This window comes from Paenibacillus sp. J2R1T-4 (genome assembly GCF_059692235.1).
This window is the reverse complement of sequence record NZ_JCAUBA010000001.1, coordinates 702,636-718,592: the sequence shown is the minus strand read 5'-3', so window position 1 is coordinate 718,592 and position 15,957 is coordinate 702,636. Positions and strand designations below refer to the sequence as shown.

At 46.6% G+C, this 15,957-nt stretch carries 17 protein-coding genes; 15 read left to right on the top strand and 2 right to left on the bottom strand.

Going from position 1 to position 15,957, the window contains the following annotated elements:
• The first annotated feature begins 24 nt into the window (after nt 1-24).
• From AC58QD_RS03435 to gnd, 4 genes are read left to right on the top strand one after another with little or no spacing between them, the layout of a single operon-like run.
• A complete protein-coding gene (locus AC58QD_RS03435) occupies nt 25-1,293 on the top strand; it encodes a nickel pincer cofactor-dependent isomerase, group 22 (RefSeq protein WP_497330000.1) in 1,269 nt (422 codons plus the stop codon).
• A complete protein-coding gene (locus AC58QD_RS03430) occupies nt 1,293-2,870 on the top strand; it encodes a gluconokinase (RefSeq protein ID WP_497329998.1) in 1,578 nt (525 codons plus the stop codon). The genes AC58QD_RS03435 and AC58QD_RS03430 overlap by 1 nt, the downstream gene beginning before the upstream one ends.
• A 26-nt stretch (nt 2,871-2,896) precedes the next feature.
• A complete protein-coding gene (locus tag AC58QD_RS03425) occupies nt 2,897-3,664 on the top strand; it encodes an SDR family oxidoreductase (protein WP_497329996.1) in 768 nt (255 codons plus the stop codon).
• Between the two features lie 59 nt (nt 3,665-3,723).
• On the top strand, nt 3,724-5,139 hold the full coding sequence (gene gnd, locus AC58QD_RS03420) for an NADP-dependent phosphogluconate dehydrogenase (protein ID WP_497329994.1): 1,416 nt from the start codon (nt 3,724-3,726) through the stop codon (nt 5,137-5,139).
• Here gnd and AC58QD_RS03415 read toward each other — a convergent pair.
• Nucleotides 5,136-5,444, bottom strand: coding sequence for a hypothetical protein (locus AC58QD_RS03415; RefSeq protein ID WP_497329992.1), 309 nt, complete (start codon nt 5,442-5,444; stop codon nt 5,136-5,138). The genes gnd and AC58QD_RS03415 overlap by 4 nt on opposite strands.
• Nucleotides 5,445-5,614: 170 nt before the next feature.
• Between AC58QD_RS03415 and AC58QD_RS03410 the strand changes: the two genes are divergently transcribed.
• On the top strand, nt 5,615-6,124 hold the full coding sequence (locus AC58QD_RS03410; RefSeq protein ID WP_497329990.1) for a shikimate kinase: 510 nt from the start codon (nt 5,615-5,617) through the stop codon (nt 6,122-6,124).
• Between the two features lie 36 nt (nt 6,125-6,160).
• On the opposite strand, the gene AC58QD_RS03405 is transcribed toward AC58QD_RS03410, so the two are convergent.
• Nucleotides 6,161-6,457 carry a rhodanese-like domain-containing protein gene (locus tag AC58QD_RS03405; protein ID WP_497329988.1) on the bottom strand — a complete coding sequence of 99 codons (297 nt, stop codon included), beginning with the start codon at nt 6,455-6,457 and terminating at the stop codon, nt 6,161-6,163.
• A 196-nt stretch (nt 6,458-6,653) separates the two neighbouring features.
• On the opposite strand from AC58QD_RS03405, the gene aroA reads away from it, so the two are divergent.
• The 10 genes from aroA (at nt 6,654) to AC58QD_RS03355 (ending at nt 15,943) form a co-directional block, all read left to right on the top strand.
• Nucleotides 6,654-7,943: a 3-phosphoshikimate 1-carboxyvinyltransferase gene (gene aroA / locus AC58QD_RS03400; RefSeq protein ID WP_497329986.1), complete on the top strand. Its 1,290-nt coding sequence runs from the start codon at nt 6,654-6,656 to the stop codon at nt 7,941-7,943.
• 26 nt (nt 7,944-7,969) lie between these two features.
• Nucleotides 7,970-8,779: a C39 family peptidase gene (locus AC58QD_RS03395; protein WP_497329984.1), complete on the top strand. Its 810-nt coding sequence runs from the start codon at nt 7,970-7,972 to the stop codon at nt 8,777-8,779.
• Nucleotides 8,780-8,799: 20 nt separating this feature from the next.
• Nucleotides 8,800-9,228 carry a CoA-binding protein gene (locus AC58QD_RS03390; RefSeq protein ID WP_497329982.1) on the top strand — a complete coding sequence of 143 codons (429 nt, stop codon included), beginning with the start codon at nt 8,800-8,802 and terminating at the stop codon, nt 9,226-9,228.
• Between the two features lie 131 nt (nt 9,229-9,359).
• Nucleotides 9,360-9,644, top strand: coding sequence for a hypothetical protein (locus tag AC58QD_RS03385; RefSeq protein ID WP_497329980.1), 285 nt, complete (start codon nt 9,360-9,362; stop codon nt 9,642-9,644).
• Between the two features lie 33 nt (nt 9,645-9,677).
• Complete coding sequence (locus AC58QD_RS03380) at nt 9,678-9,890, top strand: hypothetical protein (protein ID WP_497329978.1); 213 nt, start codon at nt 9,678-9,680, stop codon at nt 9,888-9,890.
• A 34-nt stretch (nt 9,891-9,924) separates the two neighbouring features.
• On the top strand, nt 9,925-10,251 hold the full coding sequence (locus AC58QD_RS03375) for a spore coat protein (protein WP_497329976.1): 327 nt from the start codon (nt 9,925-9,927) through the stop codon (nt 10,249-10,251).
• Between the two features lie 215 nt (nt 10,252-10,466).
• A complete protein-coding gene (locus tag AC58QD_RS03370) occupies nt 10,467-11,081 on the top strand; it encodes an SGNH/GDSL hydrolase family protein (protein WP_497329974.1) in 615 nt (204 codons plus the stop codon).
• A 110-nt stretch (nt 11,082-11,191) separates the two neighbouring features.
• Nucleotides 11,192-13,093 (top strand): glucose PTS transporter subunit IIA, encoded by a 1,902-nt coding sequence (locus tag AC58QD_RS03365; protein WP_497329972.1) that lies wholly within the window; start codon nt 11,192-11,194, stop codon nt 13,091-13,093.
• Nucleotides 13,090-14,790: a phosphoenolpyruvate--protein phosphotransferase gene (ptsP, locus tag AC58QD_RS03360; protein WP_497329970.1), complete on the top strand. Its 1,701-nt coding sequence runs from the start codon at nt 13,090-13,092 to the stop codon at nt 14,788-14,790. Before AC58QD_RS03365 ends, ptsP begins: the two co-directional genes overlap by 4 nt.
• Nucleotides 14,791-14,968: 178 nt before the next feature.
• Nucleotides 14,969-15,943 (top strand): ABC transporter permease, encoded by a 975-nt coding sequence (locus tag AC58QD_RS03355; RefSeq protein WP_497329968.1) that lies wholly within the window; start codon nt 14,969-14,971, stop codon nt 15,941-15,943.
• The last annotated feature ends 14 nt before the right edge of the window (nt 15,944-15,957 follow it).

Here is a 15,957-nt window from a genome sequence, read left to right as displayed (position 1 = left end):
GAAAAGGGAGGCTTTACATCCATCATGAGCATATTACGTTCCTTGCTGCAGGACATTCCCATTCCCCAGATGGTTAGAATTCGCCAAAAGTTTGACGGCTCCATCATCGAAGATCACATTGCTGCTTTGCAGAATGAGTTTAAGAAGCCAGGAACCATCGATCTAATCAAACCTGGTCAATCCGTTGCGGTAGCAGTAGGCAGCCGCGGTGTTGCCAACATTGCAGACTTTACAAGAGTAACGATCGAAGCGATTAAAGGTGCAGGCGGCGAACCTTTTATTGTTCCTTGTATGGGAAGCCATGGAGGAGCCACGGCAGAAGGTCAGGCTGATGTGCTGCACCATCTTGGGGTAACTGAGGAAGCAATGGGGGCACCTATTCGTTCTTCCATGGAAGTTGTCAAAATTGATGAACTGCCGAATGGTCTGCCAGTATATGTGGATAAGCTTGCGTCTGAGGCGGATGCGATTATCGTGATCAACCGAGTTAAGCCGCATACTGCTTTTCGCGGACCGATCGAGAGCGGCATCATGAAGATGATTGCCATCGGGCTCGGCAAGCAGAAGGGTGCTGAAGCTTGTCATCAGCTTGGCTTCAAATACATGGCTGAGAATGTGCCTGCTATGGCTCGGATCATGATAGAGAAGCTGCCGATTCTGTTCGGGGTTGCGTTAGTTGAGAACGCTTATGACCAGACCTGTGTAGTTGAAGTTCTGGCGGCTGCTGAAATTGAAGAGCGTGAAATTGTATTGCTGGAAGAGGCGAAATCACGGCTTCCCAAAATTTTGTTCGACCAGATCGATGTATTGGTCATTGATTACATCGGCAAAAACATTAGCGGCGACGGGATGGATCCTAATGTTACCGGCCGGTATCCGACCCCTTATGCGCATGGCGGACCCGATGTATCCAAGATGATTGTGCTGGACGTAACTAAGGAAAGTAAAGGTAACACCAACGGAGTAGGTACAGCGGACTTCACAACCCAACGGTTGGTGGATAAGATGGATCGAGACGCAACTTATGCGAACGGTCTTACTTCAACGGTCTGCGCTCCAACCAAGATTGCGACAACACTTGAGAACGACTTCTATGCGATCAAAGCAGCAGTAAAGACTTGCAACATATTGGATTACACCAAATGCCGCCTTGTGCGGATCAAGGATACGCTTCATCTTGGAGAGATTGAGATCTCGGTTAATTTGCTGGAGGAAGCCAGTCAGCATGCAGATATTGAAATTCTTAGCGAGCCCTATGACTTCAAGTTTAACAGCGAGGGGAATTTAGCCTAATGAATTCGGGAAAGTCTAATACTTCCAAACGTTATGTGATCGCAGTAGATCTCGGTACGACAAGCACCAAAACATTGGTAATTGATCGAGATGGCCGGGTGTTAGCTTCACATGCGATTGAATATCCGCTTCATACACCGAGTCCGGATAGAGCGGAGCAAGATCCGCTTGAGATATTCTCCGCTTCTATCCGCGGGATAGCCGCAGTAATCAACAAGGCGGGAATCCACGGCAGTGAAGTGTTATGCGTCTCCTACAGCTCTGCGATGCATAGCCTGATTGCGGTAGATCGAGATCTTACCCCGCTCACCCGCTGCATAACTTGGGCAGATAATCGGAGTGTAGATTATGTTGCAAAGCTGAAACAAGAGATGAATGGTCACGAGATCTACTTGCGGACAGGAACACCAATCCATCCCATGTCTCCGCTGCTCAAGCTGATGTGGTTCAACGATAATGAGCCTGAGCTTGTTAGCAGGACGTACAAATTTATTGGGATCAAGGAATTCGTTCTCGCCAAGCTGTTCGGTAAGTTCGTGATCGATTATTCGCTTGCAAGCGCTACAGGGTTGTTCAACCTTAGGGAGCTAGACTGGGATGAAGGTGCTCTTCGAGCTGCAGGCATTGACAGGGAGCAGCTGTCCGAGCCGGTCTCCACAACCTATATCCTGCAAGGCTTAACGCAAACATACGCTGCAGAAACCAGTCTGCCATCAGACACTCCATTCGTGGTAGGAGCTTCGGATGGAGTTCTTGCCAACCTGGGAGCAGGTGCGTTCGAGCCAGGCGTATACTCGGTCACAATTGGGACAAGTGGAGCCGTACGTGGAACCGTACGCGAGCCTTTGACCGATCCTGAGGGACGCTTGTTCTGTTATGCGCTCAAGGAGGATTTCTGGGTTGTGGGAGGGGCTATTAACAACGGCGGTATTATGTTCCGTTGGGTTCGTGATCAGCTAGCTACTCTGGAGGCTGAAGAAGGCCGCAAACGCGGTATGGATCCTTATGACTACTTAACCGAAATTGCTTCAACTGTTCATGCAGGCTCAGACGGGTTAATCTTCTTGCCGCTATTAGCGGGAGAACGCGCTCCTTACTGGAACGCTAATGCTCGCGGATTATTCTTTGGCTTGTCTTTGTTCCATGAGAAGAAGCATATGATTCGTTCGGTTATGGAAGGTGTCATGTTCAGAATTCATTCTGTCGTGCAGGCACTGGAGGATGTTGGCGGCCCTACCAAAGAAATACGCGCATCAGGCGGATTTGCCCGCTCCTCCTTCTGGCTCAGTATGATGGCGGATGTTCTTGGCAACCCGGTAACGGTTCCTCCTTCTGTGGAGAGTTCTGGTCTAGGAGCAGCACAACTGGCTCTTCTCGCAACTGGAGAAACACGAGACTTCTCATCCATCCATGAATGGGTGAACGGCGGAGGCCGATATGAGCCGAATGCGGCAAACACACACATCTATAACCAATTAACGCCTATCTATAGACAGGTGTACAAGCAAATGAAAGACCCATTCGATGCGATTGCCGCCTTTCAGAAGAAATATGCTGGAGCCGGCACCCCTAAATAGCATTTAATAACGGAGGGATACGAACGATGAATTTATTTGATCTTTCAGGCAAAACAGCGGTAATTATCGGAGGTAATAGCACACTAGGCGGCTCAATGGCTGTCGCTTATGGCGGTTACGGTGCCGATGTGGCGATCGTAGGCAGAAACTCGGAGAAAAGTGAAGAGGTTGTACGGAAGGTGGAGGAGACAGGCGCTCGTGCCAAGAGCTTCACTGCCGACACTACAAGTGCGGATGATTTGAAGCGTGTGCTTGCTGAAGTGTTAGAGTGGACAGGCCGAGTAGATATCCTGATGAATTGTCCGGGCAAGAATAGTCCAACTCCTTTCTTCGAGCTTACGATGGAAGAATGGGATTCGATTATGGATGTTAATTTGAAGGGCGTAGTACTTGCTTGTCAAATTTTTGGGAAACATATGGTTGATCAAGGCGAGGGCGGCAGCATTATTAACATCTCATCGGTTTCTTCTGAGCCACCACTGTCGAAGGTATTTACATACTCGGCATCCAAAGCAGCGGTTAACAGCGTAACGAAGTTCCTTGCTAGAGAATTCGCTCCTGCACGTGTACGAGTGAATGCGATTATACCAGGCTTCTTCCCGGCAGAACAGAATCGCAAGATTCTTTCCCCTGAGCGTACAGCTTCCATATTAGGACATACCCCTATGAATCGCTTCGGCGATCCGCAAGAATTGCAAGGGGCGGCTGTATATTTGGCTTCTGAAAAAGCCTCTGGATTCGTAACAGGAACATTGCTTCGAGTAGATGGTGGATTTGGGGCTATGACAATTTGATCGTTATAGGCTATTATAACTAGAGAGACAATCATACAAGATAAGGTGGAATCAGAACAATGGCTAAGCAGCAGATTGGTGTTGTCGGACTTGCAGTAATGGGTAAAAACCTGGCATTGAATATCGAAAGCCGGGGCTTCACAGTTTCCGTGTTCAATCGTTCGCCTGAAAAGACAAAGGATTTGTTAAATAACGAAGCCAAAGGGAAAAACCTGGTAGGTACGTACAGTGCTGAAGAGTTTGTGCAATCCCTTGAATCTCCGCGCAAAATATTGTTGATGGTTATGGCAGGCAAGCCGACTGATGATACCATTAACCAACTCCTTCCTTTGTTAGATGAGGGTGATATTCTAATCGACGGAGGAAATGCTTATTTTCCAGATACCCAACGTCGCAACAAAGAATTGGCTGCCAAGAATATCCGCTTTATCGGCACAGGTGTGTCCGGAGGCGAAGAGGGCGCATTGAAAGGTCCTTCGATTATGCCTGGGGGACAAGAAGATGCTTATAAACTCGTAGAGCCTATTCTGACTGCTATCTCTGCCAAAGTAGGGGATGACGCTTGCTGCACATACATTGGACCAGACGGCGCAGGTCATTATGTGAAGATGGTGCACAATGGGATCGAGTATGGCGATATGCAGCTAATCTGTGAAGCTTATCATTTGCTGAAGGATGTACTTGGACTGACTCCTCAGGAGCTGCATGAAACATTTGCAGAGTGGAACAACGGCGAGCTGGATAGCTATTTGATTGAGATCACGGCTGATATTTTCACCAAAGTTGATCCTGATACAGGCAAGCCGATGGTAGATGTGATTCTTGATAAAGCAGGGCAAAAAGGTACTGGTAAGTGGACAAGCCAAAGCGCATTGGATCTCGGAGTTCCGCTGTCCATCATTACCCAATCTGTATTCTCACGGATGCTTTCTGCGATGAAGGATGAGCGCGTTGAAGCAAGCAAGCTGTTAAAGGGTCCTCAGACGAAGGCGGATAGTGTTGACAAGCAAGCATTCATCGAAGCTGTACGTAAAGCCTTGTATGCCAGTAAAATTTGTTCCTACGCACAAGGCTTTGCACAAATGCGAGCCGCTTCAGAAGAGTACGGATGGGATTTGAAATACGGGAATATCGCTATGATCTTCCGCGGCGGCTGTATTATCCGTGCAAGATTTTTGCAAAACATCAAGGATGCATACGATCGCAATCCTGAGCTTCGCAACCTGCTCTTGGACGATTACTTCAAGGATATTGTAGAGAACTATCAGGATGCATGGAGACACGTAGTTACAACCGCTGTTGCAACGGGTATTCCTGCCCCAGGCTTCGCTTCCGCGTTGGCTTACTATGACAGCTACCGGACCGAACGTCTCCCAGCCAACTTGCTGCAAGCACAGCGCGACTACTTTGGAGCACATACGTTCCAAAGAGTAGACAAAGAGGGCAGCTTCCACTTTGAATGGATGAAGAACTAATTTTTTCCAGATGTACGAGGAACATATAAGCCGTGTGCTGCTTCCTGCAAACATACCCGCAGGCGATCGGCCTCTTGACCGCCGAAAGGTCCGCGGTGAAGCAGCATCGAGGCGGCTTCAGCGAAATGTTGAAAGTTTTTGAGCAGTCGTGGCTGAGTCAGATCCAGAAGTCGGGGATCTCCATCAGCCACCTTTTTTTTGACAAATTCGAGCACCCAGATTACGTCTTCTTTACATAATGGATGATCCGGACCTAAGATCCGTTCTAACCGGTCGTTACTGGATGGGGGAACAGCTTGCTGCATAAGCGGCTTCACTCCTTTGGAGGGATGAAATTCCCTCGACTATTATTCATCATTACTATTCAAAATAGGATTTATTCACAAAATTTTGGTAAATCAACAAATGTAGGTTCATTGTCACTCGGAAAGGTACATGTTATGATAGTCGAAAACCACAAGGATGGACGGTAGAAATGTCACGTAAAGTCATTATTTTGGTAGGTTTTATGGGTACCGGGAAATCAACAGTCGCACTTGCGCTTGCAGATAAACTCGGCTGGAGGAAAGTGGATATGGATTCGGCTATTGAAGCAGATCAGAACAGTTCTATTCCTGATTTGTTCACAAGTCGCGGGGAAGCCTACTTCAGAGAGGTAGAGACGAATGTTCTGACACGTACTCTTCAAGGTCCGGATCAATTGATCGTATCTACTGGAGGAGGAGCGGTATTAGCTGAGAAGAATAGAGCAATCATGATGGAAGCCGGGCTTGTTGTTGCCTTAACAGCAACCGAGCAGGCGATTCTAAGTCGAGTTAAGAACGACCCCAATCGCCCGCTGTTGAAGGGAAATGCGGTTGTTGCTGTACCAGCGCTTCTCGAGGCTCGCAAGCATGCTTACGATTTCGCCCATGTGAAGATTGATACAACGGATAAAAGTGTAGAGGGCATTGTGGATATCATTCTTTCTCATATAAATGAGTAAACAGGTCCGAACTTGATTCAAGTTCAATACTGCTTACTACCAATCCAGCATACCGCCAGCCATATTCTTAAGTCCTGTAACTCCAACGGATTGCAGGTATTGACAAGCTTTGCCGCTGCGATTGCCGCTTCGACAGATCATAATAATCTCATCAGTTCTCTCGATCTCATCCAGACGCTCAGGCAATTCGCCTAGACGAATATGCTTCGCTCCAGGGATCATCCCGGATGCTACTTCCTCATCTTCTCGTACATCGATCATATTGAGGTGTTCACCATTAGCTAATCTTTGTTTAATTTCTTCCGGTGTAATAATTAGAATTTCATTGCTCACTTACAATAACCTCCCTAAATGCAGCCGCTATGGGCAGAGTTAATTAACCTTGACCTTCCTTCCGATATTAAAAGAATCAACTGACCAAGTCAACCAATTCCAAAACGAAATTCTCTATGGTACACTGACAGTAAACCTTTAGGTATCAATCATTAGTAGCACAGTTTGAGCATGAACAGAGAGAGGGATTACATACATGAAAGCTTTCGTAACACCGACTGCATCTTTGCAAGGGGAAATCAACGCGTTATCATCCAAAAATTATACGACCCGCTATATGTTAATCGGAGCTCTTGCAGAAGGAACCAGCACAATCCTTTACCCGGCTCACAGCGAAGACAGTGACGCCATGCGCAGATGTATTCGGGACCTAGGCGCTACGCTCGATGAGAATGATGAGATCATGACGATTAAGGGTTTTGGCAAATACCCGCGTAATGTGAAAGAACTGGATGTAGGCAATGCCGGAGCTGTATTGCGTTTCCTTATGTCAGTAGCTGCATTCTGCCCTGACGTGACATTTCTCAACAGGTACCCGGATTCCTTGGGTAAACGTCCCCACAACGATTTGATTCAAGCCTTGCAAGGCATGAACGTTCAGATTGATCATAATGACGGACGACTTCCTATTACTATACGCGGTGGCAATCCTAAAGGCGGACGTATTCAGGTATCAGGCAATGTTAGCTCCCAATATTTGAGCTCTTTGTTATTTATGACCCCGCTGCTTGATGAAGACAGCGAGATTGAAGTGCTGCATGATTTGAAGTCGAAGGTAGTAGTGGGTCAGACTCTTGAGGTTATTCGTCAAGCCGGCATTCAGCTGGAAGCCTCAGAGGACCTGATGCATTACCGTATTCCAGGCCGCCAGCGGTATGAAGCGAAGCAGTATGTTGTACAGGGAGACTATCCAGGCTCAGCTGCGGTTCTCGCAGCAGCCGCAGTTACGAACTCGGACGTACGCTTGCTTCGACTTGAAGAGAACAGCAAGCAAGGAGAGCGGGCTGTCGTGGATGTACTTAGGGCGATGCAAGTTCCGCTCACACACCAAGATGGTATTGTACATGTAAAAGGGAACAGTCGATTGGTTGCCGGTGAATTCGATGGCGATCATTTCACAGATGGTGTATTAGCCATGGTAGCGGCTGCAGTCTTCGCGGAAGGAACCTCCCGTTTCTATAATGTAGAAAACCTTCGGTATAAAGAGTGCGACCGCATTACAGACTACTTGAATGAATTGCGTAAAGCAGGAGCTAATGTGGAAGAAAGACAGAGCGAGATTATTGTCCATGGCCGTCCAGAGGGTGTCGAAGGCGGAGTAGAGATTGATGCGCATTATGACCACCGCGTCATCATGGCACTGACTGTTGTAGGATTACGCTCCAAGCAAGGACTAGTCATTAAGGATGCTCATCATGTTGCTAAATCGTACCCGCAATACTTTGATCATTTACAATCCATTGGTGCTCGTGTGGAGTTGAAATAAAATATAGAAAAACGAGTGATGTATAGATGGTTCATGTATGGAATGTTGCCAAATATTCGTTCACATTGCTATTAATAGCGGGTCTGTTATTTTCAAGCGGTGTATTCAGTGTGCTGCTTTATGCAAAAATATCAGGGAAAGACGTGGAATGGTTCGCTCCTCCGCCTTCTGTGTTGGCTCACTCCGAAGCAAAGGTACCGATGATAACGGCTACCCCTGTTCCGACACCTACACCGAAGCCACTGTCTGTGCTTATTGATGCACCAGTTGTGAAACAGCTACCTGAGCTGCCTTCTGGTTGTGAGATTACGAGCTTGACTATGCTGCTGCAATTCGCAGGTGTCAAGAAGGGGAAGATGGAGCTCGTTCCTGAAATGAAGAAGGATCCTACACCTATTGTTTACAAAGGAAATGCGATTAAATCGTGGGGAAATCCGAATGTAGGCTTTGTAGGAGAAATCTCAGCCAAGGGAAAAGGCTTTGGTGTTTTTCACGGCCCCATCATGGAGTTGCTTCAAAGCTATGTTCCAAGCGCAGTTGACCTGACTGGATCTGCCTATGAAGCTCTGGAGGACCAGCTGGCAGCAGGTGTGCCGTTAGTGGTATGGACAACAATTAATTTTGCGGTGCCTGATTCTTGGGTAGAATGGGATACAGCAGACGGCAAGATTGTAACAACCTTTATGGAGCATGCTGTTTTGTTAGTCGGATACGATGATGTGAACGTGTATGTCAACGATCCTTTAAGCGGCAAGAAGAATATGCCAATCGAGAAGAACAGGTTCATTCAAGTGTGGGAAGTTATGGGCAAGCAAGCACTATCGTATACTCTATAAATGAAGGGTGGAACCCGCTAATGGCATTTGAGAACCCATCTCGTGAAGAAATCAAGCAATTGTTAACGGATAACAAGACCATCGCTGTTGTAGGATTGTCCGATAAACCAGATCGAACCTCCTATATGGTAGCGGAAGCCATGCAGGCCAAAGGGTATCGGATCATCCCTGTGAATCCAAATGCAACGAACATTCTCGGAGAGAAATGTTATGCTTCCTTATTGGATATTGAAGAACCGGTTGGGATCGTAAACGTATTTCGCCGCAGTGAGGATATTGGCCCTATAGCAGAACAGACTGTGCAAATGAAGCATAAGCCGAATGTATTCTGGCTCCAGTTGGGCATCATTAATGAGGAAGCGGGTCAATTGGTTGCGGAACAAGGCATTACGGTAATTATGGATCGCTGTATCAAGGTAGAGGATTCCATCCTCTTACCCAGAAAATAACACAGCATCAAACAGATTCCAGATATAAAACAGAACAACTTCGACAAAACTATAGAGGCTTCGGTTAGGGAAAGGATCCAAAACTTTTCCCAAGCTGAAGACTTTTTCTTTTGTTATCGGAGGAATCCAATATGTATAATCAACAAGCGACTGGCTCATTCCGTAATTCTGGAACAGCCGGGTTTCAGAAAAGCTCCTTTGGATCCTCAAGCGGAGCACCTGCTTATCAGCCTGTAGGTTATGTAAAGTCTATGTACAAGGGGGGCAAACGCGGACAGGCAAGTCAAGAAGCTTACCAAAGTCCAGCGAGTGCTCAAGCTCGTATCGAAGCAGCCAATCAAGCTACATTTCGACCTGGATTTAAGAGCAATTCGTTTAATGGAACTCCTACCTTTAATAATTCTTATCGATTTTAACGGAATATCACTTCACCTCGAGGAGGGCATCGGATGCAAACAGGGAACACTACACCTAATCGCAATATGTTAACAGACAAAGAGTTGAACTACATGAAAGATTTTTTGTCATGGGAGCTGCTCGCAGTCAAAAAATGTGAAGATGCAGCACAGGCTTGCACGGATACGCAGATCCAGACCTTGATTCGACAAACCGGGCAAAAGCATCAACAGCATTACAACCAGTTGCTGACACATCTGCAATAAGCTTGACACACCATTTGTTAAGGAGGAACAACCCATGACAACCACAATTGCAATGCCGCAAACCGGACAGCTACCAACCGTCAAAGGTCCTCAGATGAACGATCGTGATTGGATCAATGACATTATGTCGTACGAGAAATATTTGACCAACGGTTATAACACAGGACTCAATGAAGCACAAAATCCTCAATTGCATCAAACTGTTCAAGCTATTCTGAACGATGTTCACCAGTCGCAAATTCAATTGTTCGACTGTATGTTTCAGAAAGGCTGGTATAAGATGAAAGCGGCCGATCAACAAGAAATTAGCCAAGCTTATACTCAGTTTACTGGTTACAAATCTCAATTCCCCACTGCATAAAACTAATAACAAATATACCCTTTGACATCCTTCAATGTGTCGAAGGGTATATTTCTTTTTACTAATCGTAGCCCATCCTCTCGCCTCCCGCGCACCAATCTTAACTTAACCGCCATGGACCGCTTGAATGATCCTCTATAGCGGAATTAATCTGTTACCTCTGTAAAAGCTATGCTATTATGGAGGCTGGACAACATTGAGCTGGGGGTAGAATTATGATCGGAATGAAATGGAAAGGCAAAAGCTGGGGAACACTTGGAGATAGTATCACGGAAGTGAACGGTTATCAGCCGCTTGTTAAGGATGGGCTAGGGTTCGATTCAGTTCACAATTATGGCCGAAGCGGTTGTCCAATGACTGCGGGTGGGGATCGGGACCATGGAGCAACCGTTAATATTGCGAGTACGGTTGATCCCCAGTTAGATTGCGTAACGATCTTTGCAGGCGTGAATGATTATCGGCTGCACAAACCGTTAGGGGAGTTGGGCGATCGTGATCGGTTTACATTTTATGGCGCTTACGTGACTACAATTGAGTTGTTATTGGAAGCTAACCCAGGCTGCCGAGTGAATCTGTGGACACCGCTCCAACGGGATAAAGACGGGTTTGATACAGTTGTTGCTAACGAGGCTGGACATCGGTTGAATGACTATGTGGAAGCTATTAAAAGAGTAGGACTGACTTATGGTTTGCCAGTATTGGATCTTTACGCTGAAAGCGGATTTAACAAGCTGACGCTGCACCGGTTAACTTCGGACGGATTGCATCCTAATGAAGAGGGGCACCGTCGAATTGCTTCTATGGCGGTCAGTTTTCTAGACAGGCTATAAAATCTTTGACTTTTTGATAGCTAGGAAGTACATTTGTCTCACACTTGCTAATGCAGAGGATTGTTGCTATGAAGTGCATTTGCAAAGCAAATGTTTGAAGGAGGATGCCCATGAATTTAAATTGGAATTGGATGGGCAATTTGCAGCAATTCGGTCGATCGTTGATGCTGCCAACCATTACATTGCCAGCTGCGGCTATATTGCTTTTCTTGGGTAACTTACCTTGGGACGCGTTAGGAATGGAGCAGTTCGGGAACATCCTGGTGTTCTCCGGCAACTCGATCTTTACATACTTGCCTTTTCTATTCTCCATTGGAGTTGCTCTTGGATTAACTCAAAATGCTGGAATTGCAGGGCTTGCTGCACTGCTTGGATATTTCATCTTCGTATCGGCGACACAATATTTTACGGGATCTACGTTCGAAATGGGTGTAGCCGGAGGGATCGTCATCGGCTTACTTGCCGCCCTCAGTTATCATCGTTTCAAAGCGATCCAACTGCCGGAATACATTCAGTTTTTTGGCGGTCCCCGATTCGTTCCCTTATTCATGTGTTTCGTATCCATTCTGTTCTCGTACTTAACGATTCAGATCGGTCCTTCCGCTCAAGCGATGATGGATCGGTTCGGTGACTGGATACTTTCACATGGGGCGTGGGGAACCTTCGTCTATGGTGTTGCCTATCGTCTGCTCGTTCCATCCGGACTGCATCATATTCTGAATAATGTGGTATGGTTTCAAATTGGCTCATATCCGCTGGAGGATGGGACAGTCCTTTACGGAGACTTGCCGCGGTTTTTTGCCGGCGATCCGTCTGCAGGTATATTTATGGCGGGTTTGTATCCGATTATGATGTTCGCTCTTCCTGCTATTGCTTTTGCGATTATCCATGAAGCACGTGAAGATTTGAAGCCGCAAGTTAAGGCGACTTTCCTGACAGCGGCGCTCACTTCCTTCCTGACGGGAGTAACCGAACCTATAGAATTTGCATTTCTGTTCGTTGCCCCGTACTTATTTGTGGTACATGCTATACTGTCGGGAGCGGCCATGTGGCTTGCCTATGAGCTGAACATCCATCATGGATTTTCATTCTCAGCTGGAGCAATCGACTATATTATTAACGAACATTTGGCTACGAACGGACTTCTCCTGATCCCGATAGGGCTTGTCTTCGGAGCGGTTTACTACGTCTTATTCCGTTGGGCTATCCGGCGGTTTCGGATCCCTACTCCTGGGCGCGAGGAAGGCTCGCAGCTTGAGGAATGGGCTGGCGATATTCGCTATCGCGCACCGCTTATTTTGCAAGCGCTTGGCGGTAAGAACAACGTATTGCAGATCGAGGCTTGCATTACCCGATTGCGATTAACCCTAGCGAATGACAAGGATATGGACACGAATGCGTTGAAGCATTTAGGCGCAGCAGGGGTAATTCGCTTGGGCGGCGGAAATGTACAGGTTGTATTCGGTACTTTCTCCGAGCTTATTCGAGAACAGATTGTAAAAGTGCTGCATAACAACATCCGTCAAGTTCATTTCCACGCACCCGTACAAGGGAATATGATTCCGATTGAGGAAGTGCCCGATACTATATTTGCTCAGAAGCTTGTTGGAAATGGAGTCGCCTTTTACCCGGATCGAGGAGAGCTTGTATCACCGGTTGCTGGGACTGTTGTGATCTTGTACCCTACCATGCATGCGATTGGACTTAAGACGGAGGATGGATTGGAAGTATTGCTGCATATCGGAATTGATACCTCTCATCTACAAGGTAAATTGTTCAATGCTGTCGTACAGGTAGGTGACACAGTCGTGCCAGGCCAGCTATTAATCAAGTTTGATTTGCCCAAAATCAAAAAGCATGCGAAATCTCTAGCAACCCCCATGGTCATTACGAATATGGAAATCGTGAAGTCATGGACGTTCGCACCATTCAAGCCGGTTAAGAAAGGCCAAGCATCAGTCATGTCCGTCATCATGAAGGATGACGCAGCAAGGGGGGAACACAAACCATGATAAAAGGCAACGGAGCAGCCCCGGGAATTGCGATAGGCAAAGCATTTGTTCTTCCTGACTGGGACCTGGAGTTCCCGGAGGATCTGATTGATGTTAATGATCTAGCCTTTGAATTTGAGAAATTATATGAGGGCATCCGCACGTCCAAGACGGAAATTCAAGCGATCAAACATGATATTGCTGAGGTGCTCGGAGCGGAAGAGTCGAATATATTCGACGCACACCTTGCTATACTGGAAGATCCTGTGTTCATGAATGAAGTGTCAGGCATTATCCAAAGGCAATACAAAGCGGCTGAAGTTGCTGTAAAAGAAGTAATCGATAAATTCGTCAATATGTTCGACTTGTTGGATGACGATTACATGAAAGAACGCGCACTTGATATTAAGGATGTTGGGACGCGGCTGCTCAAGCATCTGCTCGGCTCCGTTGAGCAATCGCAGCCTCCTAAAGACCAACCCTTTATTGTGATCGCCAAGGAACTAACTCCATCCCAGCTCGCACATCTGAATTCCACGCAATTGCTAGGGATCGTAACGCAGCTTGGAGGAACAACATCACATACCGCTATTATGGCTAGAGCGATGGGGATTCCATTCGTCTTCGGAATTGATTCAAACATCCAGACCGGGGATGGCATCATTCTTGACGGAGACCATGGTGTAGTTCACGTTAATTCGAAAGAAATAATGATTGACGAATACCGCGAGAAGAAACGGCAATGGTTGGAGTATCGTCAGAAGCTCCAGAAGATCATTGGAGTCCCTCCGGTAACATTGGACGGAACGGCACTCCGACTGGGAGCTAACATTAATTCGTTCAAAGATCTGGAGCTTGCTCTTGAATTTGGAGCTTCAGGAGTTGGATTGTTCCGAACGGAGTTTCTGTACATGGATCGCAACAATCTTCCGAAGGAAGAGGAGCAGTTCGAAGTGTATCAGCAAGTGGCAGCGCAGCTTAACGGCAAACCTCTGATTATTCGAACACTGGATATAGGCGGGGATAAGCAGCTCGATTATTTGCCTTTGCCTGAGGAAGATAATCCTGCCTTGGGTTATCGGGCAATCCGAATCTTGTTGGACCGCAGAGATCTGTTCAAAACACAGCTAAAAGCGATTCTGCGAGCTGGCTGTTATGGCGACGTGAAGATTATGTATCCGATGATTTCGTCTGTAGAGGAACTGAGGCGAGCAAATGAGGTATTGGAGCTGGCCAAGCGGGAGCTTCGGGAGTTGAATGTTCCTTTCAAGGAACAAATGGACGTAGGCATCATGATTGAGGTCCCGGCCGCAGTAGCCATCGCGGACTTGCTTGCTCAAGAAGTTCAGTTTTTCAGTATTGGGACGAATGATCTCGTTCAGTATGTGTTAGCTGTGGATCGTATGAATGAGCATATCTCTCATCTGTACAATCCATACCATCCGGCGGTCATTCGAATGCTGAAGCACACCGTTGAAGCAGCGAGTAAGCAAGGGATTGCAGTCGGTGTGTGCGGAGAGCTTGCTGGTGATGTGCATGCATTGCCAATATGGATCGGACTCGGAGTACATGATCTCAGTATGTCTGCCCATTCTATCTTGCCCGTCAAGAACAAGCTGATTGAGATAACCGAGCATGAGTGCCGGGAACTGTTAGAACGTGTACTAGCCTGCCGAACTGGCGAGGAGATCCGTGAGATTCTCCAAGTTAGCAATTGATTAGAATAACTTACCTAGCGGAGAAAGCTTCCGCTAGGTTTTTTGATTTATTAAGATTAGGTAAAAAGATAACAAGCTTTAACAAGAAATCACATGTAAGCGCCATCAGTAATTCGTTATCATTAAGACATAAAGTAAACAAGCACTAGACAACAAGATACGGCAAGGGGGGACACGGATGGCATCCCATCAAACGGCTGCAAACCGTAACGGAACAGCACGCAATCAATCGGCACAGTCCCTGGCGGTACCGAAAAAAAGAAATTATTTCGTCAGAAACTGGCCGCTTTACTCCATGATTTTACCTGGTTTAGTATTCTTCCTGGTGTTCAAGTATATTCCGCTCGGAGGAAGCATCATTGCTTTTCAGAACTATAATATTTTCGACGGGGTCATGGGAAGTAAGTTTGTTGGATTGAAGCATTTTGAAAATTTGTTCGCTTATCCAGAATTTTACCGTATTTTTAAAAACACATTGCTCATCAGCTTGTATCAGCTAATATTCGGATTTCCAGCTCCAATCATCTTGGCGCTATTGCTGAATGAAGTGGGAAAAGCTGTATTCAAACGTACCGTCCAAACGATCCTGTATTTGCCTCACTTTCTATCTTGGGTAATCGTTGGCGGGTTAGTGATTAACTTCTTATCCCCGAGCTCAGGATTGTTGAATGATGTAGTGAAATTGTTCGGTGGAGAACCGATATTCTTCATGCAGGAGCCGGGTTACTTCCGTACGATTATCGTATCGTCAGGGATGTGGAAAGAGGTTGGTTGGGGAACGATCATCTACCTGGCAGCTTTAGCTGGTATTAATCCCGATTTGTATGAAGCCGCTGAAGTGGATGGAGCAGGAAAGCTGCGCCAGGTGTTCAGTATTACACTGCCAAGTATCCTGCCTACCATTATGGTACTGCTGCTGTTGAGAATTGGTAACATACTGGATCTAGGCTTTGAACAAATTTATATTTTGTTAAATCCGCTAGTAACGGAGACCGGTGAAGTGTTCGATACTTACATTTATCGGATCGGGTTGCTGGGAGGACAGTATAGCTATACGACAGCGATTGGGCTGTTCAAATCTGTGATTGGATTCGTCCTGTTAGTAGGTGCGAACTACATTAGCCGCAAGTCGACGGGCAATTCCATTTACTAATGAAGGAGGGGGTG

Excerpts from the sequence above, each read along its gene's own strand:
- AC58QD_RS03435 (WP_497330000.1), top strand. The coding sequence starts at position 25 with ATGAGCATATTACGTTCCTTGCTGCAGGACATTCCCATTCCCCAGATG.
- AC58QD_RS03430 (WP_497329998.1), top strand. The coding sequence starts at position 1,293 with ATGAATTCGGGAAAGTCTAATACTTCCAAACGTTATGTGATCGCAGTA.
- AC58QD_RS03425 (WP_497329996.1), top strand. The coding sequence starts at position 2,897 with ATGAATTTATTTGATCTTTCAGGCAAAACAGCGGTAATTATCGGAGGT.
- gnd (WP_497329994.1), top strand. The coding sequence starts at position 3,724 with ATGGCTAAGCAGCAGATTGGTGTTGTCGGACTTGCAGTAATGGGTAAA.
- AC58QD_RS03415 (WP_497329992.1), bottom strand. The coding sequence starts at position 5,444 with ATGCAGCAAGCTGTTCCCCCATCCAGTAACGACCGGTTAGAACGGATC.
- AC58QD_RS03410 (WP_497329990.1), top strand. The coding sequence starts at position 5,615 with ATGTCACGTAAAGTCATTATTTTGGTAGGTTTTATGGGTACCGGGAAA.
- aroA (WP_497329986.1), top strand. The coding sequence starts at position 6,654 with ATGAAAGCTTTCGTAACACCGACTGCATCTTTGCAAGGGGAAATCAAC.
- AC58QD_RS03395 (WP_497329984.1), top strand. The coding sequence starts at position 7,970 with ATGGTTCATGTATGGAATGTTGCCAAATATTCGTTCACATTGCTATTA.
- AC58QD_RS03390 (WP_497329982.1), top strand. The coding sequence starts at position 8,800 with ATGGCATTTGAGAACCCATCTCGTGAAGAAATCAAGCAATTGTTAACG.
- AC58QD_RS03385 (WP_497329980.1), top strand. The coding sequence starts at position 9,360 with ATGTATAATCAACAAGCGACTGGCTCATTCCGTAATTCTGGAACAGCC.
- AC58QD_RS03380 (WP_497329978.1), top strand. The coding sequence starts at position 9,678 with ATGCAAACAGGGAACACTACACCTAATCGCAATATGTTAACAGACAAA.
- AC58QD_RS03375 (WP_497329976.1), top strand. The coding sequence starts at position 9,925 with ATGACAACCACAATTGCAATGCCGCAAACCGGACAGCTACCAACCGTC.
- AC58QD_RS03370 (WP_497329974.1), top strand. The coding sequence starts at position 10,467 with ATGATCGGAATGAAATGGAAAGGCAAAAGCTGGGGAACACTTGGAGAT.
- AC58QD_RS03365 (WP_497329972.1), top strand. The coding sequence starts at position 11,192 with ATGAATTTAAATTGGAATTGGATGGGCAATTTGCAGCAATTCGGTCGA.
- ptsP (WP_497329970.1), top strand. The coding sequence starts at position 13,090 with ATGATAAAAGGCAACGGAGCAGCCCCGGGAATTGCGATAGGCAAAGCA.
- AC58QD_RS03355 (WP_497329968.1), top strand. The coding sequence starts at position 14,969 with ATGGCATCCCATCAAACGGCTGCAAACCGTAACGGAACAGCACGCAAT.